This window comes from Cutibacterium sp. KBN10P07758, from assembly GCF_050286205.1.
Lineage (GTDB): Bacteria > Actinomycetota > Actinomycetes > Propionibacteriales > Propionibacteriaceae > Cutibacterium > Cutibacterium acnes.
The window spans coordinates 1,925,789-1,950,201 of sequence record NZ_JBNNQV010000001.1 but is presented as its reverse complement, the minus strand read 5'-3'; the positions used below and the strand labels follow the sequence as shown (position 1 = coordinate 1,950,201).

Annotated in this window: 23 protein-coding genes, 1 tRNA gene and 1 pseudogene; 19 read left to right on the top strand and 6 right to left on the bottom strand. The window is 60.5% G+C overall.

From position 1 onward, the window contains the following. Positions 1–80 precede the first annotated feature (80 nt). Positions 81–1,610 carry a dolichyl-phosphate-mannose--protein mannosyltransferase gene (locus tag ACOYO3_RS09585; RefSeq protein WP_002518809.1) on the bottom strand — a complete coding sequence of 510 codons (1,530 nt, stop codon included), beginning with the start codon at positions 1,608–1,610 and terminating at the stop codon, positions 81–83. Positions 1,611–1,724: 114 nt separating this feature from the next. Here ACOYO3_RS09585 and rsmI point away from each other — a divergent pair, with 114 nt between their 5' ends. From rsmI to ACOYO3_RS09560, 5 genes are read left to right on the top strand one after another with little or no spacing between them, the layout of a single operon-like run. Continuing rightward, complete coding sequence (rsmI, locus tag ACOYO3_RS09580; protein WP_002516667.1) at positions 1,725–2,585, top strand: 16S rRNA (cytidine(1402)-2'-O)-methyltransferase; 861 nt, start codon at positions 1,725–1,727, stop codon at positions 2,583–2,585. Continuing rightward, a complete protein-coding gene (locus ACOYO3_RS09575; protein WP_002516665.1) occupies positions 2,582–3,490 on the top strand; it encodes a TatD family hydrolase in 909 nt (302 codons plus the stop codon). The genes rsmI and ACOYO3_RS09575 overlap by 4 nt, the downstream gene beginning before the upstream one ends. Further along, positions 3,487–4,383, top strand: coding sequence for a 16S rRNA (adenine(1518)-N(6)/adenine(1519)-N(6))-dimethyltransferase RsmA (rsmA, locus tag ACOYO3_RS09570; protein ID WP_002516707.1), 897 nt, complete (start codon positions 3,487–3,489; stop codon positions 4,381–4,383). The genes ACOYO3_RS09575 and rsmA overlap by 4 nt, the downstream gene beginning before the upstream one ends. Positions 4,384–4,406: 23 nt before the next feature. Continuing rightward, positions 4,407–5,378, top strand: a complete 972-nt coding sequence (locus ACOYO3_RS09565; protein WP_002516739.1) for a 4-(cytidine 5'-diphospho)-2-C-methyl-D-erythritol kinase — start codon at positions 4,407–4,409, stop codon at positions 5,376–5,378. Next, a complete protein-coding gene (locus ACOYO3_RS09560; protein WP_002516637.1) occupies positions 5,375–5,914 on the top strand; it encodes a MarR family winged helix-turn-helix transcriptional regulator in 540 nt (179 codons plus the stop codon). The genes ACOYO3_RS09565 and ACOYO3_RS09560 overlap by 4 nt, the downstream gene beginning before the upstream one ends. Here ACOYO3_RS09560 and ACOYO3_RS09555 read toward each other — a convergent pair. Next, positions 5,896–6,528 carry a TetR/AcrR family transcriptional regulator gene (locus ACOYO3_RS09555; RefSeq protein WP_002517279.1) on the bottom strand — a complete coding sequence of 211 codons (633 nt, stop codon included), beginning with the start codon at positions 6,526–6,528 and terminating at the stop codon, positions 5,896–5,898. The genes ACOYO3_RS09560 and ACOYO3_RS09555 overlap by 19 nt on opposite strands. A 133-nt stretch (positions 6,529–6,661) precedes the next feature. Here ACOYO3_RS09555 and ACOYO3_RS09550 point away from each other — a divergent pair. From ACOYO3_RS09550 to pth, 8 genes are all read left to right on the top strand, one after another. Continuing rightward, positions 6,662–6,740, top strand: a tRNA-Gln gene (locus ACOYO3_RS09550). 88 nt (positions 6,741–6,828) lie between these two features. Next, positions 6,829–8,127 carry a bifunctional UDP-N-acetylglucosamine diphosphorylase/glucosamine-1-phosphate N-acetyltransferase GlmU gene (gene glmU, locus ACOYO3_RS09545; RefSeq protein WP_002516661.1) on the top strand — a complete coding sequence of 433 codons (1,299 nt, stop codon included), beginning with the start codon at positions 6,829–6,831 and terminating at the stop codon, positions 8,125–8,127. Further along, a complete protein-coding gene (locus ACOYO3_RS09540) occupies positions 8,124–9,092 on the top strand; it encodes a ribose-phosphate diphosphokinase (RefSeq protein WP_002513271.1) in 969 nt (322 codons plus the stop codon). The genes glmU and ACOYO3_RS09540 overlap by 4 nt, the downstream gene beginning before the upstream one ends. A 148-nt stretch (positions 9,093–9,240) precedes the next feature. Beyond that, positions 9,241–10,518, top strand: coding sequence for a hypothetical protein (locus ACOYO3_RS09535; protein WP_002517376.1), 1,278 nt, complete (start codon positions 9,241–9,243; stop codon positions 10,516–10,518). Between the two features lie 35 nt (positions 10,519–10,553). After that, entirely contained in the window at positions 10,554–11,123 is a 570-nt protein-coding gene (locus ACOYO3_RS09530; protein ID WP_002516701.1) for a hypothetical protein, read from the top strand. Position 11,124: 1 nt separating this feature from the next. Then, a complete protein-coding gene (locus ACOYO3_RS09525) occupies positions 11,125–11,739 on the top strand; it encodes a hypothetical protein (protein ID WP_002518812.1) in 615 nt (204 codons plus the stop codon). A gap of 178 nt (positions 11,740–11,917) precedes the next feature. Further along, positions 11,918–12,535 carry a 50S ribosomal protein L25/general stress protein Ctc gene (locus ACOYO3_RS09520; RefSeq protein WP_002516656.1) on the top strand — a complete coding sequence of 206 codons (618 nt, stop codon included), beginning with the start codon at positions 11,918–11,920 and terminating at the stop codon, positions 12,533–12,535. Further along, a complete protein-coding gene (gene pth / locus ACOYO3_RS09515; RefSeq protein WP_002516655.1) occupies positions 12,532–13,134 on the top strand; it encodes an aminoacyl-tRNA hydrolase in 603 nt (200 codons plus the stop codon). The genes ACOYO3_RS09520 and pth overlap by 4 nt, the downstream gene beginning before the upstream one ends. 39 nt (positions 13,135–13,173) lie before the next feature. Here the strand turns inward: pth and ACOYO3_RS09510 are convergent. The 4 genes and pseudogenes from ACOYO3_RS09510 to ACOYO3_RS09495 all read right to left on the bottom strand — a co-directional run bounded on the left by ACOYO3_RS09510 (position 13,174) and on the right by ACOYO3_RS09495 (position 16,740). Further along, positions 13,174–13,665: pseudogene (locus tag ACOYO3_RS09510) on the bottom strand (NAD(P)-dependent oxidoreductase). A gap of 24 nt (positions 13,666–13,689) precedes the next feature. Continuing rightward, the gene (locus ACOYO3_RS09505) at positions 13,690–13,821 is read right to left on the bottom strand and encodes a hypothetical protein (RefSeq protein ID WP_002518815.1); all 132 of its coding nucleotides are present in this window, start codon (positions 13,819–13,821) and stop codon (positions 13,690–13,692) included. A 349-nt stretch (positions 13,822–14,170) separates the two neighbouring features. Then, positions 14,171–15,226 carry a zinc-dependent alcohol dehydrogenase family protein gene (locus tag ACOYO3_RS09500; protein WP_002520084.1) on the bottom strand — a complete coding sequence of 352 codons (1,056 nt, stop codon included), beginning with the start codon at positions 15,224–15,226 and terminating at the stop codon, positions 14,171–14,173. Positions 15,227–15,600: 374 nt separating this feature from the next. Then, positions 15,601–16,740: a PrsW family intramembrane metalloprotease gene (locus ACOYO3_RS09495; protein WP_002517428.1), complete on the bottom strand. Its 1,140-nt coding sequence runs from the start codon at positions 16,738–16,740 to the stop codon at positions 15,601–15,603. Positions 16,741–16,803: 63 nt separating this feature from the next. Here ACOYO3_RS09495 and mfd point away from each other — a divergent pair, with 63 nt between their 5' ends. The 6 genes from mfd to ACOYO3_RS09465 all read left to right on the top strand — a co-directional run bounded on the left by mfd (position 16,804) and on the right by ACOYO3_RS09465 (position 24,408). Beyond that, positions 16,804–20,430 (top strand): transcription-repair coupling factor, encoded by a 3,627-nt coding sequence (gene mfd, locus ACOYO3_RS09490; protein WP_002518816.1) that lies wholly within the window; start codon positions 16,804–16,806, stop codon positions 20,428–20,430. Positions 20,431–20,491: 61 nt separating this feature from the next. Next, positions 20,492–21,007 (top strand): hypothetical protein, encoded by a 516-nt coding sequence (locus tag ACOYO3_RS09485; protein WP_002516660.1) that lies wholly within the window; start codon positions 20,492–20,494, stop codon positions 21,005–21,007. A gap of 8 nt (positions 21,008–21,015) precedes the next feature. Beyond that, positions 21,016–21,654, top strand: coding sequence for a MazG family protein (locus ACOYO3_RS09480; protein WP_002516694.1), 639 nt, complete (start codon positions 21,016–21,018; stop codon positions 21,652–21,654). A 115-nt stretch (positions 21,655–21,769) separates the two neighbouring features. Next, positions 21,770–22,300, top strand: coding sequence for a hypothetical protein (locus ACOYO3_RS09475; protein WP_002516683.1), 531 nt, complete (start codon positions 21,770–21,772; stop codon positions 22,298–22,300). 87 nt (positions 22,301–22,387) lie between these two features. Next, a complete protein-coding gene (gene eno / locus ACOYO3_RS09470) occupies positions 22,388–23,668 on the top strand; it encodes a phosphopyruvate hydratase (protein ID WP_002516702.1) in 1,281 nt (426 codons plus the stop codon). Between the two features lie 299 nt (positions 23,669–23,967). Beyond that, positions 23,968–24,408 (top strand): FtsB family cell division protein, encoded by a 441-nt coding sequence (locus ACOYO3_RS09465; protein WP_002518817.1) that lies wholly within the window; start codon positions 23,968–23,970, stop codon positions 24,406–24,408. Positions 24,409–24,413 lie beyond the last annotated feature (5 nt).

Below are 24,413 nucleotides of genomic sequence, written 5' to 3'. Positions count from 1 at the left end.
GTGTCCTTCCGGGGTTGGCTCCCTTCCGGAGTCTCAGCGTATCGGTCGGGCGGGCACGTCCGCCCAGGCCCCGACGGAGCTTAGATCCAGGAGTGGAACCACATTCTTGCCAGCCATGCCTTTCGGGTCATGAGACCGTCGGTGAGGATCGGATAGATGAAAGCAAAGTCGGCGGCGACCAGAGCCATAACCGTCCCGACGACGATCGCACCGATGCGTCGTCGGCTGCTGGCTTTAGCGGGTCCGAGGATCTGACCGAGCCAGATAGCCAGGATCGTCACGGTGAACGGGATGATGCAGATCGCGTAGAAGAAGAACAAGGGGCGGTCGTCGTAACGGAACCACGGGATCCACGTCGACATCATGGCGACAATGGGCAAGGTGAATCGCCAGTCACGGGCGAAGATCCACCAGATCACCGCAGCCACCAGGGCGATGGCCGCGAACCACCACAGTACCGGGGTCCCGGTGGCAGAGATGACGCGCAAGCAAGTATCGCCGACGGCCTTGCAACCTTGCTGGCCGGGCTTGATGCCGTTGACGGCGTCGACGCCCAGTGGACGCTGGATCACCAGCCATCCCGACGGATTCGAGGCATAGACGTGAGTTTGCGTCATCATGTACGAACCGGTGTGAAAGTCGTAAATCTGTCGGTGGTACTCCCACAGCGCGGCCAATGGTTTCCCAACTACCTTCGACAGGCCTGGGCTGGGGGCGGGGCCAGCCCACGACTTACCGAAAACCATGTGCGGGTAGGTGACCAACCACTTCGCCCAGGTGGCGAGGTATGTCAACAGCGCAACGACGACGAGGTACACAAAAGCCGGCACCCCGTCGCGAAGGAAGGACCACCACGCTTTCGTCCCGGCGCCGGCTAGACGACGCGCCGACCAGTCCCAGATGACAGAGACGATACCCATGGTTGCTAGCACGAACATGGAGTTCCACTTCGTGCCACAAGCCAGCCCGAACATGATGCCTGCGACCAGACGCCAGGGTCGCCACCCCAGAGCGGGGCCGAAATCCCCATTGAGATGTGGGTTACCTATGGTGCGCAAATGATCAGCTAGTCGGTGACGGAACCAGTCTCGGTCGGCCGCTACCGCGGATACACCTGCCACCAAGAAGAAGGCCTGGAAAATGTCGAGCAGTCCAATCCGACTCATGACGAAGGCCAAGCCGTCGAGCGTGAGCAAGATACCGGCAATGGCGCCCACCATGGTTGAACGGGAGAGACGTCGAGCCAGCCGGATCGTCATGAGGACGAGGAGTGATCCAAAGACCACCGAGCTGAACCGCCATCCAAAGGAGTTAAATCCGAACAACTGCTCCCCGGTCGCGATGAGCCATTTGCCGACTGGTGGATGGACGACGAACTCGGCGTCTGGAGTCCAGGTATTCGTGATCCCACGGACGATATCGGCATTGGCCTTGGCGGCGTCGGGCCAAGTGGCCTCGTACCCTTGATGGAGCATCGTCCAGGCGTCCTTGGGGTAGTAGGTCTCATCGAAGACGAGACTGTTGGGGAATCCGACGTTCCATACGCGCAGCACGAATGCCACGGTGGTGATAAGGGCCGTGATGATCCAGCTCGTGTACTCGTCGGTCATCCGACCGTCGTCGAGGCGTTCGATGGTCGACAAGGATCTTCTCGTTGCTGGCACAGTGCCATAGTAAAGGGTTGGTCCGACGTCATCGTCGGTTCGGCGTGGGACGATAGCTCGGTGAGTAAGACACAGCCGGGACGAGTTATCCTGGCGGGCACCCCGATTGGCGACCGTCGTAGCGCCTCGCCCGCCCTTATCGAGACCTTGCGGGATGCCCGCGTCATTGCCGCTGAGGATACCCGTCGGCTGCGTGACCTGCTGCGCCGCCTCGGCGTCGAGAGCTCCGCCCGCGTTGTGTCTTACTTTGAAGGCAACGAGTCTGCCCGCACACCCGAACTCATCAACTGCCTCCGTGATGGCGACGACGTCGTGGTGGTTACTGATGCCGGGATGCCTTCGGTTTCAGACCCGGGGTACCGACTTGTCACCGCGGCCATTGAGCACGGCATTGTCGTCACCTCAGTGCCTGGGCCCACCGCCGTCACGACGGCCCTAGCCATCTCCGGGCTACCCACTGACCGGTTCTGCTTCGAGGGATTTCTGCCGCGCAAACCGGGAGAGAGGCGTCGTCGTCTGGCCGAACTGGCTCAGGAGCCACGCACCACCGTCCTGTATGAGGCCCCCCACCGACTCGCTGATCTTCTTGATGACGCCGCTGATGCCCTCGGCACCGACCGACGGGCCGCGGTGTGCCGGGAGCTGACGAAGACCTACGAGGAGGTTCGCCGCGGCGGTTTGGGCGAGTTGGCCGAGTGGGCCCGCGAGCACGCCCGTGGGGAGATCACGATTGTCATCGAGGGGGCCCCGGGCACCGTCGTCGGCATTGACGAGGCCGCTGAGATGGTTGCAGAGCTCACCGCCGACGGCATCAAGCGCTCTAAAGCTGTCGCCCAGGTGGCCCGCGCCACCGGAGTCGACCGCCACGATCTCTACGACGCCGCGCAGAACGCCTTGACCACTGACAAGGAGGAATCGTGAACGAAGCCATTCGTGAGGTGCTGGGCGAGGCCGGAGCACCACCCCTGCCCGAGCCGCTGGCGGGCTCCATTGTGGACTCTCACACTCACTTGGACACCGTGCAGGACGTTGTCGGCATCGAACCCGCTATTAGTTTGGCGGCCGCCCGTGAGGTCGGGGTGACCCGCATCGCTCAAATTGGGTGTGACGTCGCGGGGTCCGAGTTCGCCGAGGAGTTGGCGCGGACGCACAAGAACGTCATCGCTGCGGTCGCCATCCATCCCAACGACGCTGCCCGTCTCGGCAGGGAAAAGATTGGTGATGCCTTGAAACGGATTGACGAGCTCGCCAGCGTCGGCAACCACGTCCGTGCTATCGGTGAGACCGGTATTGACCATTTCGGCACTACCGATGCCGACGGACAGGCTTTGCAGCGCGAGGTCTTTGCCGCCCATATCGCTATGGCCCACGCCCATGATCTCACCTTGGCAATCCACATGCGCGACGCCCGTAATGGCGGTGAGGGTGACGAGCCGCCCTCTGGTCGTCAGGCTCACGATGACGTTGTTGACGTCCTTAACTCAGAAGGTTGGCCCGATCGGATTATCATGCACTGCTACTCCGGTGATGCTGACCTGGCCCGGATCTGCTTGGACCATGGGGCCTACCTGTCGTTTTCAGGGACCATCACCTTCAACTCAGCCGGTCCGCAACGCGACGCACTGGCGATCGCGCCAGACAATCGCATCCTCGTAGAGACTGACGCGCCCTTCCTAACTCCCGCCCCGCGCCGGGGCAAGCGCAACGGGCCATACTTGTTGCCTCACACTGCACGCTTCATCGCGAAACAGCGGGGGTGGGATGAACTCCGTGTCTGTCAACAACTAACCGAGAACGCCTTTGCCGCGTATGGAGGTGCCTGGTGAGTGAAACCGGCCTGCTCAACCCGGCGTCGATCCGGCGCATTGCTGACCAGATCGGTCTGCGACCGACAAAGACTCGCGGGCAAAATTTCGTCCACGACGCTAACACGGTGCGCCGGATAGTTTCCCTGGCGCAGGTGGGCGCCGCAGACCGAGTTATCGAAGTCGGCCCCGGGCTGGGTTCGCTCACCTTGGGGCTGTTGGAGACCGGCGCGGAGGTCGTTGCCATCGAGATTGACGAGGTGTTGGCCAACCAGCTTCCCGGTACCGTCGCTGAACGAATGCCGGGTGCTGCCGAGAGGTTGGAAGTCGTCCTGTCCGACGCCCTTGACGTCAAGGTCATCCCCGGTGCGGAACCCACCGCCTTGGTGGCGAACTTGCCGTATAATGTTGCGGTTCCGGTGCTGTTGCACATGCTGGCAATATGTCCGCAGTGGAGCACCGGCGTCGTCATGGTGCAGTCGGAGGTGGCCGACCGACTGGTAGCCGCTCCCGGCTCTAAGATCTATGGGGTTCCAAGCGCCAAACTGGCATGGTATGCCGAGGCGATTCGGGTCGGTAACGTTCCCCCGACGGTCTTCTGGCCAGTGCCCAATGTGGATTCCGGGTTGGTCCGGATTACGAGACGGCGTCCTCCCCACGTCGACGGGCGGGACCCGCGCGTCACCCGTTCCCAAGTCTTCCGCGTTGTCGACGCCGCTTTCGCCTCTCGCCGCAAAATGCTGCGCTCGGCCCTGGCCGGGTTATGCGGTGGTTCAATGGCGGCTTCCGAGCTCATTACCGCTGCTGGAATTGACCCGACGGCGCGTGGCGAAGCCCTCGATATTGGCGATCTGGCCCGCGTTGTAGAGGCCCTAGCCCAAGCTGGTGCTCTCAGCGATTCGGGTCAGGTGTGAACTTCTGCCGGTACGGTTAGCACATGGTGATGATGGACGATCCGTTTGACTTGCTCCGGCCGATGACCGTGACGGTGCGGGTCAGCGCCAAGGTCAATCTGGCGCTCGGGGTTGGTGGCCTTGCGCCCGACGGCTTTCACCCGTTGGCGACTGTCTTCGAAGCTATCTGCATTTACGATGAGGTGGCGGTGACTCGTCGCGACGATTCGCGCATCACCCTCACCGTCTCAGGAGAGGACGCCGATCAGGTCCCTACCGACGAGACGAATTTGGCCTGGCGAGCTGTAGAACTCGTTCGCGAGGAATTCGCTTCAGAATGGGGGAAACGTGGCCATGGCGCCGACATTCACATCGATAAATCGATCCCGGTCGCTGGTGGGATGGCTGGAGGATCAGCTGACGCAGCGGGCGCCCTCATGGCAGCGGCCGCGCTGTGTCGGCTCCCTTACTCCCCCGAGGAATTACAACCGTTGGCTGCTCAGCTTGGCTCCGACGTGCCCTTCTGTCTCACCGGTGGAGTGGCGTTAGGGCGAGGTCGAGGAGACCGTCTTGCGCCAGTGATCTGCCGAGGACGTCATCGCTGGGTGTTCGCGACATCGAATCAGGGACTGTCCACCCCGGCTGTCTACCGACGTTTCGACGAGTTGGGCGGCACCCCTGGGGGAGAAACGGTGCCCAATGACCTCATCTCGGCCTTGACCCGCGGCGATCTTGATGCTGTCGCTGCCAGTTTGAGCAATGACTTACAGGCCGCTGCCATCGACCTTCGGCCCGAACTCGAAGAGGTGTTGACGGTTGGGCGAGAGGTGGGTGCGTTGACCGCTTTGGTTTCTGGATCGGGGCCGACCTGCGCCTTCCTCGTCCGGGACACCGCTGGCGCCAAAAAGGTGAGCGCTGCTGTGTCCAATCTGCCTCAGGTTCATCGCACCCGAACTGCCCGCGGTCCAGCTGCGGGAGCGCAGCTCCTGCCTGGCCCGGTGGGGAGCTTTGCATGACGAGGCCGCTACATCAGAACGCTGTGCACCAGAATTCGCCACGGAAGGACGCGGTCGACGGCATCATTGCGGCGTGGGCTAGGGAGCGTCCTGACTTGCCCGTCGAGGTAATGGAGGTGTGGTCGCGCGTCACGAGGCTCGCCCGCCGCTTGGATCGTGACCGCGCCAAAGCGTTCTCCCAATGGGACCTTGAGGGCTGGGAATTCGACGTGCTAGCAGCGCTACGACGCTCTGGTGAGCCCTATCAACTCAGCCCGGGTCAGCTCCTTAACGAGCTCGAGGTGGCATCGGGGACGATGACTAACCGCATTACAAGGCTGTCAAATCGCGGTCTGGTGCGTCGTCTTCCCCATCCCAAGGACGGGCGCGGGGTCATCGTCGAACTTACCGATGAGGGGCGCGATCGGGTCGATGGAGCCCTGGCAGCCCTGTTGGAGTCCGAGGGACGTTTGTTCGACTCGATGGATGCCCAGGTCGTCGAACAGGTGGGTCAAGGTTTACGTGCCGTGCTGGCCCGTCAAGAGGAACTGGACTGAAGGCTTTCTCTTTCGGCGTGACGGCTGAGATGTGGGCTGCCCGACAGATGAGCAAGCCCGTTGAAAGTCAGATCAACCAGATGGGCGGCAACGACCTCTTTGGCCGGTTCACGGGTGTCGAGCCAGGCCTGCCCGGTCATGCCAACCATGCCGGTGAGGGCCTGGGCGTACAGGTAGGAGTACGAGACATCGAACCCGTGACGGTCAAAGTTGGCGGCGAGAATCCCCTCAGCCCACGACGCGACGTCGGAGAGAATTGACGCGTACGAACCGGTGGCTGAACCGACCGAGGAGTCTCGCGAGATGATCCGAAAACCGTCTGGACGGTCGTCGATGTAGTCCAGCAGGGCCAGTACCGCTGACTCCAGGGTGCGTTTCGGGCCTTGCTTTGGGCGGGTCATGGCGGCGTTGAGGGAATCTTGTAGGTGGCGTACCTCGCGGTCTACGACGACGGCGTACAGCCCATCCTTGGACCCGAAATGCTCGTAGATGACGGGTTTGGAGACTCCCGCGGTAGCGGCGATCTCCTCGACGGAGGTCCCTGCCATGCCATTGTCTGCGAAGAGGCGACGGGCCACGCTGATGAGCTGTTCACGGCGCTGGCCGCTGGTCATCCGCGCCCGGCGCTGCGGGGGTGACGGCTGGGATGAGAAATCCGACATCATGATATTGAGCTTACTGAGCGTCGCTGCGTGGCCGAATTGCGATGCATGCTCTAAGGTTATGGGGACTCGGTTCGCCGAGCGTTCCCCGGTTGGTCTGTCGGCAGGGCCCGCCTGACTTTGAATCAGGATGAGCGACGCAGGTTCGACTCCTGCCCGGGGAGCTCGTTGATCCCGCTCCCGCAGTGCGGTGTAACCGAGTGGCGGCTAGAGTAAACCTTGCATGCCACATCCGAACCTGGGGGGAGCACCGTGACGCCGAGCCCGTCCACTGACCGAGCCGAGATCGACGGAGTGGCTGCCGTCATCGTGTTAGCCGCCGGCGGCGGCACTCGCATGAAGTCGACGAAGTCTAAGCTGCTGCACGAGGTTGCTGGTCGGCCAATGTTGTCGTGGGCGATCGGAGCGGCTCGCGGACTTAACCCGGAACATCTCGTCGTGGTCGTGGGTCACCGTCGCGAGCAGGTAGAGGCCCATCTCGCTGAGGACGCCCCCGACGTCACCACCGCGGTCCAGGCAGAGCAAAAAGGCACTGGGCACGCCGTCGCATGCGGGCTCGAGGGATTGGACGAGCTTCACGGTGAGGTCGTCGTCACCTACGGCGACGTCCCTATGCTTACCGGTGAGACCCTTCAGCGGATGGTTGAGGTGCACCGCGAGCGCCGCAATCTTGTTACCGTTCTTACGGCCGAGGTAGAGGACCCCACGGGTTACGGACGAATCCTGCGAGGGGGAGAGGCTGTTGTAGGAATCGTCGAGCATAAAGACGCCGATGAGGCCCAGCGAGCCGTTCGCGAGATCAATTCCGGTATTTATGTTTTCGATGCCGAAGCTTTGCGCGAGGGCGTCTCCAAGCTTTCTAACGACAACGTTCAGGGTGAGTATTACCTCACCGACGTCGTCACCATGGCTGCTGACGGCACTGTCGAGGTTCCTGGCCGCGGTCGCGTGGGCGCCTTCCGTATCGACGACGTGTGGCAAACCGAGGGGGTTAACGACCGGGTCCAGCTGGCCCGCATGAACGCCGAGGTTAATCGCCGTATCGTCACTGGATGGATGCGTGCTGGGGTTACCATCATTGATCCCACTTCGACATGGATCCAGCCGGATGTTGACCTCGCTAATGACGTCACTTTATATCCCGGGGTATTCCTCAACGGGGCTACCACCATTGGAGCTGGGGCCACGGTTGGCCCGGACGTTACTGTCACCGACTCCGAGATTCGTGAGGAAGCCACCGTCACCCGTTCCGAGGTCACCCTCGCGGTCGTCGGTGAGGGGGTGCGGGTTGGCCCGTTCTCCAACATCCGTCCTGGTTCCGTACTCGACCGTGACGCCAAAGTCGGAGCCTTTGTTGAAACCAAGAACACCCACATCGGAACCGAAGCGGCCATCCCCCACATGGCCTACGTTGGCGATTCCGAGGTGACTGCAGGATCCTCCATTGTTGCCGGATCCGTCCTTTCCCGGGAGTGCGCCGCTCCCGCCACCGTCTCGGACATCACGTCCGACAGCCAAGACGACACCCTGAACCCGGAGGCTGACCAGTGAGTGGAACCACCCGTCCGAACAACAAGCACCTCATGATTTGCTCAGGACGGGCCTATCCCGAACTTGCTGAGCAGATCGCTGCCGAACTCGGCGTCGAGCTTGTCCCGTCGCGTCAAGTTACGTACGCGAACTCGGAGATCTACGTGCAGTTCCAGGAGTCTGTGCGCGGCTGCGACGCTTTCGTTATCCAATCCCACAGTGCGCCGGTAAACGAGGCCATGATGGAGCAGCTCATCATGATCGACGCGCTCAAGAGGGCTTCGGCTAAGCGCATCACCGTGGTTTCTCCGTTCTATCCCTACGCTCGTCAGGACAAGAAGCATCTGGGTCGCGAGCCCATTTCCGCCCGCCTTATGGCCGATCTTTATCAGGCTGCTGGAGCCGACCGCATCATGTCAGTCGATCTGCACGCCGCCCAGATCCAAGGATTCTTCGACGGCCCTGTCGACCACTTGTGGGCCCTTCCGGTGCTCGCCGACTACGTCACCTCCAAATATGACAATTCTGACATGGTTGTCGTCTCCCCGGACGCCGGCCGGGTGCGCCTGGCTGACATGTGGACCGACAAGATTGGCTGCCAGCTGGCGATCATTCATAAGCGTCGTGATCCGAACAAGGCCAACGAGACAACCACCCATGAGGTTGTCGGTGAGGTTGAGGGTAAGACTTGTTTGCTTGTCGACGACATGGTCGACACTGCGGGCACGATGTGCCAGGCTGCCCTAGCTCTTAAAAAGCATGGCGCCAAGCGGGTTATTGCCGCTGCCACTCACCCGATCCTGTCGGACCCGGCCGCTGAACGGATCAATAACTCGCCCATCGAAGAACTCATCGTCACCAACACTCTCAAGATTCGCGACGATATTGACATTCCTGCCATGACGCTTCTGTCCATCGCCCCGCTTATTGCTAAGGCGATCCAGGAGGTTTTCGAGGACGGGTCTGTGACGAGTCTGTTCCGCTGACGTTGTTTGGGGGTACAGCGTTGTGCCCCTTCGTGCCGGTCCGAATGGCCCTCTCGGTTGATACCGTCTATCTGTCAAGGTCAGATCTTGGCCGGGAGCGTGCCCTTGCTGTCGGGTGCACCTCCGACCTGCCTCGATTGGAGGGAATATGTGGCCCATCAGGACGGTGCGGGCCTATTGCGCGGGGACCGTGGCGACGGCCGTCGCCCTAGCTGCTTTTGTTACGAGCGGGGCCCACGCCGCAGGGGCTAGGGAAACGAGCAAGCCGCAGGCATATCCAGTTCCTGGTCTTTTCCATCCGTGCGGTGGTTCCGTGACTCCTGACTGGCACTACGGCGAGACAAGCCGCCACTACCAGTCCGACGGAACTCTGCAGTTCACGAACCAAACCGACCATGCTGTCGACTACACCGCCAGTGTAAAGACATCGACAAACCACAAGATCGATTCCAACTCGGCATCCAAGCTTCCCCCGAACTGGAACACCACCCTCAAGACGGAATTAGGGATCGTTGCCTCCAACGGGTGGCAGGATAAGGAGACTTTCGGTCCCGTCAAACTTGGCCCTGGAGAGTCTTTCCGGGTTGAGTACGGTGTCACCGTCAAGAACTTCGTGGGCATGTTCTTGGGGTGCCGGGACGGATATTTAGAGCCCAGCGGTGGCGCTAACGTCATCCAGGGCACCGCGCCAGCCGAGCGTTACGCCTACGCTCTCGTCATCCACAAGGATGGTTCCATCTCGGATCGAGCCCTGGCCATCCCCTCGCGAGGGTCAGGCAAGAACAGCCGGATCGTTGATGACCACGACATTGTCATGGCCGGACCTAATCTGGAGAAACTTGCCGATCCCAGCAAGGATGTCCCGGTCGAACCGACTAGCCCATTGCAGCGCGATCCCTCCTGGCCTAAGCAGGGGGAGCGATGCCCGGCGAGGGGTTGGTACCCGTTGGACATCTCCGGTATTGATCCGCTCATCCGTCAACCCGGGTATTCTCAGGACTTCCTCAATTGGTCCAAGGGCCAGTACCACTTCACTCCTGTCACTGACACCGTCGTGGGAGCTCAATTCGCTGGATACGTGAACTGGAATCCCGCCGCCGACGGGCCACCACGCGGATGGCTGGAGTCCGTTGGGGCGATTTACCGCGCCTACCTACCCGTCAGGACCGAGCTTAAGGGCGTTGATCTCGCACCTGGGGAGAAGGTTCACGTCGAATATGGCACCCTGCTACGCCGAGTGAACTACCGCGAGGTCGGTTGCAAAAACGGTGTCGCATCTATCGTGTCGCATTACGGACTGGCTTCCGCGCCTGCCGGGTTCTGGGCTGAGGCCACTATTACCGGCACTGATGGGACCAAACGCACCGTCGACGTAACGCCTGACGCGTGGAAGCATCTTCCCGTACCCACCCAGACGACCCGCTGATACCCATTCCCATTCGCGTCTTGGAAGGAACCACAATGATTCGCTCACTCGTTGCTACTCTCGCTGTCGGGGCAATCGTCACCGCTGGTGCCCAGATGCCCGCCCAGGCCCTGCCGGTACAGCACCAAAACCCCGCGAACCCAACCACCATCGGCGCTCCCTGCTCGAATCCGGGTGACACCGGACAGACCGTTCATGTGGTGCGCAGCTACTTCGATGGCTCTGCTGGGACGTGGACGATCTCCAACTACAACGACACTCCGCTGCCGGTCACGCGATCCATCACAGAAACTAAGACGAAGAACTGGTCGGTTTCGGCAGGCATTGACTTCCCACTGCTCGATGTGATCCACATCTCTATTTCCAGCAGCTATAGCACTTCTTCTACCTATGAGGTTGGAGAAACCGTCGGACCCTACAACGTTGCCCCGGGCAAGACCGCAGTCTTGCAGGCCGGTTGGATTGTCTCCGACTTCGAGGGGCAGCATACGGTCTGCGGTCCCGACAAGAAGTGGCAGGGCCGTGGTGATCACTTCACCGCCACCCTCCCGCGGGAGCATCACGTGAGGATCAGCACCCGCGACAATGTGCAGTACGACGTCTGAGATGCCAAGGGGGATCAGTGTGTTGCGTCGCGCAGTAGTGGGTGCGGTAACTGCGGCAGTAACGTCGACCACCGTGCTCTCAGTAGTTCCGGCTGGTGCTGTTCAGGAATCGCCGAACAACGGGATCAATTTCGAACTGCCCCAGCGGTGGAACGACAACTACAAGCCCGGCACTCGTTGTACGCCGCAGGGGACGCGGGGCGTGTACGTCACGGCCTCTCGTCGGTGGTTCAAGCAGACTGACGGGGCCAGCGTCGAGAACACTACCGATACCGCCATGCCCGTGACCCATACCGTCACGGTCAAACGCAGTGAGACTACCGAAGTCAAGGGTGAGATTAAGGCTGATGGCACGTTGACCACATACCTCAATCAGTCCTATGGCTTCGACTACATCAACACGGTGTCGTGGGAGTTGTCGCAGAAGGTGGGACCTTACGACCTTGCTCCGCACACCCAGGGTCGTCTGGTCTGGGGATTCATCATGCTGGATGTTGACGCCCAGAATGTTAGCTGCGGAGCTGATCTCACCTGGCACGCGGTCGGGAAGCCGTTCTCTGGAACTAACCCTGAGTCCCGGTACGCCGAGTTGAGATCTGAGGGTTCGATCGGCTGAGTAGCCTGAATGTGTTCGGCGGGGGCCACGACCTGAGCTTGCCAGGTTGTGGCCCCCGCATCGCACGAGTAGACTGCCTTGAGCTTGGCGAGGGACCGCAAGGTCCGTGATCGACTGGCCGCCTACTTGGGCTTCCGCTCGTCGAGCCGTTCTACGTCAACGAGAAGGAGACGCCGCCATGGCAGACATCATTCACCTCAAGGCAGAGCAGCGTACCGAGTTCGGTAAGGGCGCCGCGCGTCGTATCCGGCGTGATGACAAGGTTCCCGCCGTGATGTACGGCCACGATCACGATCCGATCCACGTGACCCTTGACGGCCACGCCACGTTGCTGGCTCTGCGTACCGAGAATCCGCTGCTCTCGATTGAGATCGAGGGCCAGAAACCTATGCTCGCTCTGCCGAAGGACGTTCAGCGCGACGTCCTTAAGGGATTTGTCCGCCACGTCGACCTGCTGACTGTGCGTCGTGGCGAGAAGGTTGACGTGAATGTCGCCCTGCGCATCACCGGTGAGTCTGCCCCCGGCACCATCGCTATGACCGAGTTCAATGAGATCGAGGTCCAGGCTGACCTCCTCAATATCCCCGAGGTTATTGAGATCGACGTCACCGGTCTTGAGGCCGGCACGACTATTTACCTTGGCGACCTCAAGCTCCCCGAGGGCACTAGCCTGCTAGGCGATGCAGAGGATGTTGCTGCCACTGTCGCCTTCCCGGAGACTGAGCCCGTTGAAGATGAAGAGTCCGCGGGGGAGGACGCTCAGGGCGAGTCCGAGGAGAAGGCTGCGAAAGAGTGAGCCCATCGTGGCTCGTGATTGGGCTCGGCAATCCGGGCCCACGTTATGACGGCACCCGACACAATGTCGGGGCAGACGTCATAGCCGAGTTATGCCGTCGGGCTGGCGAGAAGCTCTCGCCGGCCCGCGGCCAACGGGCGGAACTCGTTCGCACCCGCTTGAGTTCGGCCGGTCTGGGCGTACCGGCTGTGGATGCCCAGACCGTTATCCTGATGCGCAGCCGCACGTATATGAACGAGTCGGGGATCGCCGTCAGCAAGGTCGCGAGCTTTGCCGGAATCACCCCTGATCATCTCATCGTCGTTCATGACGAAATTGATCTTGATCCGGGTCGGCTACGCCTCAAAAAGGGAGGCGGAGATAATGGCCATAATGGACTGAAATCCATTCGAGCCCACTTACGCACCGGTGATTTCATTCGGGTGAGATTAGGCGTTGGGCGTCCCCCAGGTCATCAAGATCCGGCTGACTGGGTGCTGGCCCGGGTGCCTGCCAGGCAGCGCGCTGAGATGGGTGTTCAGGTGGCCTTGGCCGCCGACGCCGTCGAGTCGATCATTATCCAAGGGCTGGCTGCGGCCCAGAACCGTTTCAATTCCTGACTGTTTTCCCGGCTGCGTGCAACGGGTGGTAGGCAAGGATCAGTCAGGATGTACTTCCATTAGGGGCTCACCGGTCTGTGAAAAATCACGCAGGTATTCCATCGCACAATGCACCATTTCCGCTGTGACGTTGTCTGAGTAGAAGGCGATGTGCGGGGTAACGACGACGTTCGGGAAGGAACGTAGCAACGTAAGGTCGTGGTTATTCAGAACGTCAAGACGGTGATCTTGGTGAAAATACCTGTGGTCGTTCTCGATGACGTCAATAGTTTCCGGATTCATGGCATCTATCAGTGCTCGGGTGTTTATGAGTTCACCACGGACGCAGTTGACGAGAAAAACGCCCTAGCGCATCATGGCGAATTGCTCTGCGTCGATCGTGTGGTGGTTCATCGGCATAGCGGGCACATGCAGGGTGATGGCGTCGCTGTTGTGGAGCAGTGTCTCCAAGTCGACGAACTCGACGATGTCGTTTTGTTGTGGGTTCGGCAGGAGGTCGCAGGCTAGGACATTGCAGCCAAGGGGTTGCAATAGACGTGCGACCGTCGAGCCAATTCAGCCTGCACCAATGATGCCAACGGTCATTTCTGAGAGCTGTCGGCCATCGGATCCTTCTAATGAATAATCCTGTATCTCGCCACGGTCGAGGATAAGTTTCATGCGCCTTACTACCATCAGAAGCATCATGAGGGCGTCCCCGCGGCACTCGTCCAGGTTATAAAGTGTCAGTGATTCTTCGTGAAGACCGATGCTGACGGAAAGGTCGCGTTGGAAGGCCTCAAAAATGTGTCACTTCATCGGATCGAACATCGAATGCTTCAATCCGGGTCATGAGGCTTTCCTTTCGTTGAAAAGTTGCGAGATGTGGTCAACCCAAAGTCCAGGGAATGTGGTTGCATGTCGTAATACTCTAGGACTGGGTGATATGGCGCATTAGCATTAGCCGTGCAACAGTCATACGCCGTCCCATTCCACGCTGTGTAGCGACACAAACGTGGTTGGGCGCGCAGTTTGCACCCAACCACGAAGGTCTGCCTCAGCGTGTGAAGTCGGTAATGACGGTGGTTCCCACCGTGTTGTAGGTGGACATGGCGGTGAGAGCGTCGTTCACCTCACTCAGTGCGATGGTTTTGGTGACGAGCTGGCCTGGTTTCATCTTGCCCGCAGCAACCTGATTGAGCAGGTAACGGAACTCGACGGCAGGCATTCCGAAGGACCCCCGGAAATCAATCTCCTTGGCAATGAGGTCGTTGATCGTCAACGCCACGTCGCCGACTGGCCCCTCTGCAGTCATGCCGATCTGAATATGGGTTCCTCGGGAACGCAATGAGTTGACCGCGTTGTGCAGAGTTTCGGAAATGCCCAGGGCGTCGACGCTCTTGTCCGCGCCTCCGTCGGTCAGCTCACGAACTGCCTCCACTGGGTCGGTTTCGCGCGAATTGATGGTCGCGATAGCCCCGACCTTGCGAGCCAAGGCAAGTTTGTCATCTGCGATGTCGACGGCAATGACGTTTGCCCCTGCGCTGGTAGCGACGAGGGTGGCCGACAGACCCACGCCGCCTGCACCATAGACGACAAGCCAGTCACCGGGGTGGATCTGTCCCACCTCGACGATGCCGTGGTAGGCGGTCATGAGGCGGCAGCCCATACCCGCAGCATCGGTGAAATCGACGGCGTCGGGGAGCTTCACGAGGTTGGCATCTGCGTCGGGGACGGTGACATATTGCGCGAATCCGCCGTCATAGCTGAAACCGGGCATGGACACGGTAGGGCAGACGTTTGAATGACCGCTCCGGCAGTACTCGCAGTGACCGCAACCCAATGTGAAGGGGACAATCACCCGGTCTCCCACGCGGTATCGGCTCACGTTGTTGCCGATGTCACTGACCAGCCCGACGAACTCGTGTCCGAAGATGTGAGGCAAGGAGCCGCCGGTAAATCCTGGCCACTCGCCCTGCCAGCCGTGCCAGTCGCTTCGACAGACGCCGCAGGCTTTCACCTCGACGACCACACCGTCCGAATCATGAGCTGGCTCAGGAATATCCCTGATGGCTAATGGTTCGTGGTACTGCTCAACTAGTGCTGCCTTCATTGCTAGTGCCGCTTTCTGTTGATCCCGTTATGGTCTACGTCACAACCGGTGCGCCGTAGAAATTCGATACACCCGGGCTGTCCGACGCCCTGCTGGCACTGCCCTGGGTGAATCTTCCTTATGAAGATAAAGCGGCACGGGTTCGTTTCTGCTGGGTCACGGACACCTTAGTTGTGTGAATTATTACGCATATCTAGGGCGGCTCTTTATGCGGCAGGGTAGCTGTGTGAGCGCCATATTCGCGGCGTCGAGTGATCCTGTACAGGATTGGGCCTAGGGGTTGACTGTCGAGATTATTCATTATCAGAAAACGGAATCGCGGCGCTACAAGGATTATCACTGTAAGGATCGTCGGAGCCCACTACCGTCGGGGCTTACCATGTTGCCGGTGGTTGTATCGGCGGGAATTGCGGCATCAACGGTAGTTGTCCTAGCTTGTCGGGTCGCGATCGCAGCCATTCAGAAAGCTGGTCGCGACGCTTGATGAGCTCAGGACCGCCTTCTCCAGCGGCAATACGGTGTTGTGCCAGCGCAGCCTCAGTCGCGGCAGTAATCGTGCGTTTCTGGTTCCGTTTCGCGACTCGACCATACTTACCCGAATCAGCGAGGATGGCGCGCCGCTTACGCGGATCTGCAATCATGTCAGCCTCAGCCGGAGTCACCAGGCCAGCTTCTACCATGAGGGGTAGCTGGGATCGCACTGCCTCGTATTCGTTGCGTCGATTGCGAGTCGTCATGATGATGGTTCCAATGAACACTGGTACGAAGAGCACAATGTAGACCAGGATCATCGCAGCTAACTGGCCGGTGTCGTCAAGGCCAAGGCTGCCCGCCAACAATGTGGGGCCGCCATTCCACAGACCATGAAGCAGGCATGCAGCGATGTAGCCAACAGCGGCTTTCCAGAGACCACCTTTAGTGCGCCACGCCCAGATACCGACTGCGGTCGCCGTGGTGTAAAGCGGGTGTCCGAAGACCCCAAAACCTGTGCGCACAAGTGCCATGACGACAAATTCCCCGGCACTCGACGAGAGAGCGAAATAACCCAGGTTCTCCACGAACGCGAAGCCTAGGGCGCAGATCCCGGCATAGAAGATGTGATCGGTTAGCGAGGTGAGCTCAAGCTTGCGGGCTCCAGTGGCAACGAGAATAAATACTGAGGCTTTGGCTAACTCCTCAGCAAGCGGTGCGACGATGGCCATCGTCACGAACTCACTGGCGGGAATCGCCATCTCGACAAGGAACGAGAAGATGACGCCTGCTGACCCTCCCCAGATCAGCGCCATCACTGTGAGACGGGTAGGTTCGGGCTCCCATCTGTCGAGCCAGCGGTAGCACAGCAGACACACGATAAGGGCCGCGGTCGATGGGATTGCACCGACGATGAAGGTAACGGGTGAGCCTGCGCTGATGAGCGCGACGATGAGGAGGATGGCGATCGCTCCCAATACGGTGATGACTATCGGCAGGGCTCCGCTGCGTCGAACCGGTTTGGGAGTGAGTGGGTACTGCATAGGTGTGGTGCTCACCTCGACATGCTATGGGGAGGGGAGTCCTCGAGAACAACTTCACGAGTGATGGTGAGTGTCGGTACCACCACGTACCCTATGTTGGTGACTTTTGGCGGACTGACCTCCCTTCTTTCCCGCGAACCGGTGCTCTCCCATGTTGTGGAGGACGCCCTTACCCGGCGCACTCCCACCCTTGACCTTCAGGTGGCAGCTTCGGCCCGCCCGGCGGTGGCAGCCGTACTGGGCCGGTCTCTCGACGGTTCCGGACGTCTGCCAGTATTACTCGTGACGAGCACGTTCCGAGAGGCCGAGGAATCAGTTGCTACCTTGAAGACGTGGCTCGGCGCCGACGCTGTCTGTTACTACCCATCGTGGGAGACCTTGCCTCATGAGCGTCTGAGCCCGCGTACGGACACCGTCGGTCGACGCATGGAGGTGCTGCGTCGGCTGTGTGGTACCGAGGGTGAGGTACCACAGGTGGTGGTCGCCCCGGTGCGCTCCTTGCTGCAGCCTCAGGTTGCCGGTCTGGGACGCGTCGCCCCGGTGCGCCTGGCAGTGGGAGAAGAGCATGACCTTACCGAGCTCGCGACTGAACTCGTCAACGCCGCCTATAGCCGGGTTGACATGGTGGAACGCCGTGGCGAATTCGCAGTACGTGGCGGCATCGTCGACGTCTTCCCACCGGTGCTAGAACACCCGGTCCGTATCGATTTTTTTGGTGACGAGATCGAGGAAATGACCTCCTTCGCGGTAGCCGACCAGCGATCCACCGACGAGACTCACCAAGAACTGATCTGCGCTCCTTGCCGTGAGCTCATCCTCACCGACGAGGTACGTTCCCGAGCCAAGGCTTTGCTGACCGACCATCCCGAATTAGCTGACATGTTGGAGCGGATCGGCAACGGTCAAGCTGTCGAGGGGATGGAGGCTCTTATGCCGGCCCTCGTTGATGAGATGGAACTACTCGTCGACGTCTTGCCTGAGCATGCCATGGTCGTCCTGTCAGATCCAGAGATGGTGCGCTCTCGTGCTGCGGATCTGGTTCGCACCTCCGAAGAGTTCCTCGGTGCTGGATGGGCAGCTGCCGCCGGCGGCGGACAAGCTCCTATTGACCTGGCTGCTTCGGGTTATCGCAGCTTGGCCCAGGTAAGATCGCACTGTCTAGAGCGCGGCATGGCCTGGTGGTCGATGTCCTCTTTTTCTCTGGATTCTTCGGCAACTGATGTCCTCGTCGACGACGACATCACCAGTGCTCCGCAAACGGTTAATCCCCAGCTCGTGGCCGTTGAGCCGTGGCATGGCGACGTCGAGGCAGCTGTTAAGGATCTGACGGCTCGCCTTGACGACGGCTGGACGGTCCTGTTGTGCGCCGAGGGTGAGGGCATGGCCAAACGCATGTCCGAGCTGTTGGGGGAGCACAACGTCGCGGCCAGACTGGTTGACGATGTCGACCCGGATGCCACCGAGCCATGCGTTCAGGTCATCCGACTTCACCAGCGTCATGGGTTCGCGGCCGAGTCTGTCAAACTGCTCGTTGCTTCCACCGGTGACCTCGCCGAGTCCCAGGATCCCGGTGGCACTGGCGAACGTCGCATGCCTCGACGACGTCGAAATCAGATCCAACCCCTGGAGCTCAAGCCGGGCGATCTCATCGTCCACGAGCAGCACGGTGTGGGGCGGTACGTGGAGATGGTGCAGCGCACTGTCGGCGGCGCTACCCGCGAGTACCTCGTTATCGAGTACGCGCCCTCCAAAAAAGGTCAGCCTGGTGATCGCCTCTTCGTGCCGGTGAACTCGCTGGATCAGGTGACCCGATATGTCGGTGGGGATGCCCCCAGCCTCGACCGTATGGGTGGGGGAGACTGGCGCAAGCGCAAGGCGCGTGCCCGCAAGGCGGTCCGTGAAATCGCCGCCGAGCTCATCAAGCTCTATGCTGCTCGCCAGGCCACTAAGGGGCATGCTTTCGGCCCTGACACTGCGTGGCAGCGGGAGTTGGAGGGCGCCTTCGCTTACGTCGAGACACCTGACCAGCTCACCACCATTGCCGACGTTAAGCGTGACATGGAGCAGGTCGTTCCGATGGACCGGCTGGTCTGTGGTGATGTCGGCTACGGTAAAACCGAGATCGCGGTACGTGCTGCGTTTAAGGCGGTTCAGGACGGCAAGCAGGTGGCGGTGCTGGTGCCCACTACTTTGCTGGTGCAGCAGCATTTCCAGACCTTCACTGAGCGTTACGCAGGTTTCCCCGTCAAGGTGGCGGCCCTGTCTCGTTTCCAGACTGACACCGAAGCCCGCGAAACCCTCGAGGGACTTCAACGCGGTACCGTCGACGTCGTCGTCGGTACCCATCGCTTGCTGGCCAAGGAGGTTGAGTTCAAGGATCTCGGCTTGGTCATCGTCGACGAGGAACAGCGTTTTGGCGTCGAGCACAAAGAAGCGCTTAAACGCATGAGGGTCAACGTCGATGTGCTTGCTATGAGCGCTACGCCGATCCCGCGCACCTTGGAGATGGCGGTGACAGGCATCCGCGAGATGAGTACGATCGCCACCCCACCAGAGGAGCGTCACCCGGTGCTCACTTTCGCCGGACCCTATGACGAGGGGCAGGTTGTTGCGGCGATCCGGCGTGAACTTGCTCGTGAAGGTCAGGTCTTTTACATCCACAACCGCGTGCAGTCCATTGAAAAGACAGCTGCCAAGCTGCGTGAACTTGTTCCAGAAGCGCGGATTGTCACTGCGCACGGCCAGATGAACGAGAAACAGCTGGAACAGATCATGGTGGACTTCTGGGAGCGTCGTGCCGACGTCCTGGTATGCACGACGATCGTTGAGTCGGGTATCGACATTTCTACCGCCAATACTCTGCTCATCGATCGAGCTGACCTTATGGGGCTGTCTCAACTGCACCAGTTGCGTGGTCGTGTGGGGCGGTCTCGGGAGCGTGGCTATGCCTACTTCTTGTACCCGGCGGACAAGCCACTCTCCCAAACGGCTCACGACCGCTTGGCGACGATGGCCGCTCACACCGACCTGGGTTCTGGCATGGCCATCGCCATGAAGGATCTGGAGATTCGCGGCGCCGGGAATCTGCTTGGTGGTGAGCAGTCCGGGCACATTGCTGACGTTGGCTTCGATCTTTACATTCGTCTGGTAGGTGACGCCGTCGCTGAGTTCCGTGGGGACAGCACCACTGCCGATGAACCGGAGATGCGTATTGAGCTGCCCGTTGACGCCAACCTTCCGGTTGAGTACGTCGAAACTGAACGCTTACGCCTTGAGATGTACAAGCGATTGGCTGAAGTGCGCAGTGACGAGGAGGTTGACGCCATCGGGGCCGAGTTGGTCGACCGTTATGGACCGATGCCCGAGCCCGTCCAAGCTCTGCTTGGGGTGGCGCGATTCCGCCTGCTATGTCGACAGGCGGGAATTCATGAGGTCGTTCCGGCTGGACGCAACATCAGGTTTTCGCCGGTGAATCTGCCGGAATCCCGGGTGATGCGCCTCAAGAGGTTGTATCCCGGATCGGTGGTCAAGCAAACAGCGGGTTTGGTGCTGGTGCCTAAACCCATGACTGCAACGATTGGGGGCCAGCCATTGGGCGGTGCCGACTTGTTGAAGTGGAGTGCCGACCTCGTGACGAACGTCCTGGCTGTTGACACCCCGATCGGCGCGGGCCGGCCCACTGAGCCATAGAATTGTGCCGTTGGCGGCATAAGATGACCAGCTGTACCCTTTTTTCGTGGCAGGAGATGTGATGACGATGCGACGACGACTCGGTGCCGCTGCGGTGGCTGTTGCTCTGGTGAGTGTGGCTTCCGGGTGTGCGAGTTCCCCGAGCAACGCGGCCACGGTGGGAAATACGACGGTGACCATGAAGTCCGTTGACGATGCCGTCGAGCATTGCTCGAAGTTCATCAACCCGTCCTCGGAACTCACCCCGCGCCAGATCATCGCCTCGACGGTTATTCGTGGAGCCGTTGCGCAAGAGGTCCTGGACAAACGCGGAGCGAAGCTCTCTGACGCCGAACGTGACCAGATTGTCGCTCGAAATGGTATGGCTGCCTTAGATTCCGATCAGGTCTGTCACACGATGGTTCGTAGCTTCGCGGGTGTGTTCCATCTTTTCGACCTCGAGGGTGACAGGAAGGCGAAGGCTGACCTGTCCGCCGTCGATGTGAAGGCCAACCCACGCCTAGGGTCCTGGGACGCTAACAACCTGGTCGTTCAGGGCAGCTCGTCGCTGTCCCAGCCCTTCACTAAGACTTCCTGATCCCGTTGATGGCGGCTGAGTACGCACGACCCAGGGCCGAATTCAGCGAGCTCGTCGAGGTGATGGCAAGGTTGCGCGACGAGTGTCCGTGGGATCGCAGTCAGACCCATCGATCCCTGGTGACCTATCTAGTCGAGGAGACTGGCGAGGTCATTGACGCGATTGAGGCCGGTACCGATGACGATCTCGTTGAGGAGCTGGGGGATCTGCTACTCCAAGTCGTCTTCCATTCCCGGATCGGTGAGCAGGGGGGACGTTTCGACATCAACGAGGTCGTCGGTGGAATCGTCGCCAAGCTTGTGGCCCGTCACCCCTATGTGTTCTCCGATGAGGAGGTTCCTGAGGACCTCGACGCCGCATGGGAGGCTCGTAAGGCAGCGGCCAAAGGACGTACGTCCAGCCTGGACGGGATCGCCTACTCCCTTTCCAGCGTGGCCCGCAGCGCTAAGGTCATCTCACGGGCACGCACTCGTGGGGTGGGCGTCAAGCTGGCCGACGAGCCGATCACCGCGGCGGAGACTGGTGACCAGCTTGTGACTCTCATTGCTCGCGCCCAGGCAAGCGGTGTTGACGCGGATCAGGCGCTACGAGACCGTTTGCGCGATCTCGAAGACGAGATCAGGAAGGCTGAGTGCCGAACTGACTGACCGATGCGGTTTAACACCGCTTATTACTGCGGCATCCCTTGTTGTTGAGGCGGTGGTCTGGCCGACTAGGCGACAAAGACCAGTACGGTAGTCGGAGGCACGGAGGAGGTGTGTGATGCGACGAGCCCTGGCAGCGCTGTTTGCCGCCGTCGTCGCCTTGGGGGCGCTGTCTGGCTGCAAGGGCAGCGCGAACGACCCGGCTGGCGTCACTGAGGTTTCGGATGCGCCTACAGCTTCCGTGCCGTCGGTGAGTCAATCCTCCGGACCTAAACCGACCCCGCAGGATGTGAATCCGAACACCAAGTTGACGGCAACCCCGCAGCGAGGTGGGCTGAAGGACTTTCTTCCCGGCGTCACTGGGATAATTAGTGATCGTGTCGTCACGGGCTCCACGTCCCAGACCGTCGTCGTCAAGGCTGGCACCGTCACCGACTACTACTTTCTGTGTGATACCACCGATGCGCTGATGAGCGTCACCGAAAATGACGAGTCGACGGCATCGACCCCGTGCCATGAGGGATTCGCCCATCTGAGCGTTGGTAAGCGGGCACAGAGCGGGCAGATCGAGCTACATATCGACGCACCTGAGAACGTCACGTACGAATTCGTCATCACTGAAAACCCAGCGGAGGATCAACGGCAGTGAGTGACGGTCAGCCCTGAGATACCTCTAGTTGGACGGCTCCGATACGCTTTGGGGTGGACGCAAAGATCCTCTTTGAAAGGTTGGTCCATGGCAACCATCGAATTCATCGAAGCCCGTGAGATCCTCGATTCCCGCGGCAACCCGACCGTTGAGGTCGAGATGATCCTCGACGACGGCACCCAGGCCCGCGCTGCGGTTCCTTCGGGCGCTTCGACCGGTCAGTTCGAGGCCGTTGAGCTGCGTGACGGCGATAAGAAGCGTTACTCCGGTAAGGGTGTTCTCAAGGCTGTTGAGAACGTCAACGAGAAGATCGCCGAGGAGGTGCTCGGCTGTGACGCGAGTGAGCAGCGCATTATCGACCAGATCATGATCGAGCTCGACGGATCCGACAACAAGGGCAAGTTGGGTGCTAACGCCATCCTTGGTGTCTCCCTGGCTGCTGCTCATGCTGCTGCTGACTGTGCGGAGCTCCCGCTGTACCAGTACCTCGGCGGACCGAACTCCCACGTGCTGCCCGTTCCAATGATGAACATCCTCAACGGTGGTGCCCACGCCGATTCCGACGTTGACATCCAGGAGTTCATGATTGCCCCGATCGGCGCGGAATCCTTTAAGCAGGCCTACGAGTGGGGCGCTGCCGTTTACCACTCCCTCAAGAAGGTTCTCAAGGACAAGGGCTTGGCTACCGGTCTGGGTGACGAGGGCGGTTTCGCCCCCAACCTTCCCAGCAACGCCGCCGCTTTGGACCTCATCCTTGACGCCATCAAGGCCGCCGGCTTCGAGCCGGGTAAGGACGTCGCCCTCGCCCTTGATGTCGCTGCTTCCGAATTCTTCGAGGACGGCAAGTACACGTTCGAGGGCCAGGCTAAGACCTCGGCTGAGATGATCGCGTACTACGAAGGCCTCATCGCCAAGTATCCGCTGGTCTCTATTGAGGATCCGTTGGACGAGGAGGATTGGGACGGTTGGGCCGAGTTCACGAAGAAGCTTGGTGAGAAGATCCAGATCGTTGGCGACGACTTGTTCGTCACTAACCCGAAGCGCCTTGCCAAGGGAATCGAGACCAAGGCTGCCAACGCCCTGCTCGTCAAGGTGAACCAGATTGGCTCCCTCTCGGAGACTATCGACGCCGTCGAGCTGGCCCATCGCAACGGCTACCGCTGCATGATGTCGCACCGTTCTGGTGAGACCGAGGACACCACTATCGCCGATCTCGCCGTCGCGCTATCGACTGGTCAGATTAAATCCGGTGCCCCGGCCCGCGGCGAGCGCATCGCCAAGTACAACCAGTTGCTGCGTATTGAGGAGGAACTGGGCGACTCGGCCGAGTACGCCGGTGCTTCCGCTTTCCCGCGCTTCCAGGCCTGACTGACGCTATGAGGTGCTGACCGCAGCACCTGACATGACACGACCGTCCCGGTACTGCCGGGGCGGTCGTGTCATGATGGACCACGATGGCCACTACACCAAGCAATCGACACCGTCCGTCCGGAAGGTCCCAGCGACCGGCCGGGGGACGGACACACGCGTCCTCGCCGAACCGCTCAGGTCCGAGGAACCGCGGAAATTACCAGCGCACTACGCGCACAGAGCCTCCTCGTAATCGAGCTACTCAGGAGGAGGGGGGTCAGCCTCGCCGGTTCGGGCTCACCCTCAGAGCAGTCGTTATGGGTGCGGCTGTTCTGCTGGTACTTGTCATGATTACGCCTAGTTTGGGTATCTACTTCTCTCAGCGTTCCCAGATCTCCCGGACCCAAGACGACGAGGCTCGGACACGCGCTTCTATCTCGACCCTTCAAGACGAGGTCAAGAGGTGGCACGATCCCGACTACGTCCGTGCTCAGGCGCGCTCCCAGCTCGGCTGGGTGATGCCGGGCGAAACTGGGTATCAGGTCATTGGAGAAAACGGTAAGGTCATTGGATCGACGACTTCTTTGGACGAAAAAGATCCGGCGAATGAAGCCAGCGCTGACGCTCGCTGGTGGCGAAAGGCTGCGGGATCAGTCCAGGACGCTGACCATCCCGCCCCGCCCCATCCCTCCCCGGGGGCGATGATCACGCCTACACCTTCAGCGAAGTTGTCTTCGCCCAGCCCTTCTCGTCGATGAGGTGA

Coding starts and splice junctions, on each gene's coding strand:
- ACOYO3_RS09585 (WP_002518809.1), bottom strand. CDS start 1,610: ATGACCGACGAGTACACGAGCTGGATCATCACGGCCCTTATCACCACC.
- ACOYO3_RS09565 (WP_002516739.1), top strand. CDS start 4,407: ATGGTGATGATGGACGATCCGTTTGACTTGCTCCGGCCGATGACCGTG.
- ACOYO3_RS09560 (WP_002516637.1), top strand. CDS start 5,375: ATGACGAGGCCGCTACATCAGAACGCTGTGCACCAGAATTCGCCACGG.
- ACOYO3_RS09555 (WP_002517279.1), bottom strand. CDS start 6,528: ATGACCAGCGGCCAGCGCCGTGAACAGCTCATCAGCGTGGCCCGTCGC.
- ACOYO3_RS09535 (WP_002517376.1), top strand. CDS start 9,241: ATGTGGCCCATCAGGACGGTGCGGGCCTATTGCGCGGGGACCGTGGCG.
- ACOYO3_RS09530 (WP_002516701.1), top strand. CDS start 10,554: ATGATTCGCTCACTCGTTGCTACTCTCGCTGTCGGGGCAATCGTCACC.
- ACOYO3_RS09525 (WP_002518812.1), top strand. CDS start 11,125: ATGCCAAGGGGGATCAGTGTGTTGCGTCGCGCAGTAGTGGGTGCGGTA.
- ACOYO3_RS09520 (WP_002516656.1), top strand. CDS start 11,918: ATGGCAGACATCATTCACCTCAAGGCAGAGCAGCGTACCGAGTTCGGT.
- ACOYO3_RS09505 (WP_002518815.1), bottom strand. CDS start 13,821: ATGATGCTTCTGATGGTAGTAAGGCGCATGAAACTTATCCTCGACCGT.
- ACOYO3_RS09500 (WP_002520084.1), bottom strand. CDS start 15,226: ATGAAGGCAGCACTAGTTGAGCAGTACCACGAACCATTAGCCATCAGG.
- ACOYO3_RS09495 (WP_002517428.1), bottom strand. CDS start 16,740: ATGCAGTACCCACTCACTCCCAAACCGGTTCGACGCAGCGGAGCCCTG.
- mfd (WP_002518816.1), top strand. CDS start 16,804: ATGGTGAGTGTCGGTACCACCACGTACCCTATGTTGGTGACTTTTGGC.
- ACOYO3_RS09485 (WP_002516660.1), top strand. CDS start 20,492: ATGACGATGCGACGACGACTCGGTGCCGCTGCGGTGGCTGTTGCTCTG.
- ACOYO3_RS09480 (WP_002516694.1), top strand. CDS start 21,016: ATGGCGGCTGAGTACGCACGACCCAGGGCCGAATTCAGCGAGCTCGTC.
- ACOYO3_RS09475 (WP_002516683.1), top strand. CDS start 21,770: ATGCGACGAGCCCTGGCAGCGCTGTTTGCCGCCGTCGTCGCCTTGGGG.
- eno (WP_002516702.1), top strand. CDS start 22,388: ATGGCAACCATCGAATTCATCGAAGCCCGTGAGATCCTCGATTCCCGC.
- ACOYO3_RS09465 (WP_002518817.1), top strand. CDS start 23,968: ATGGGTGCGGCTGTTCTGCTGGTACTTGTCATGATTACGCCTAGTTTG.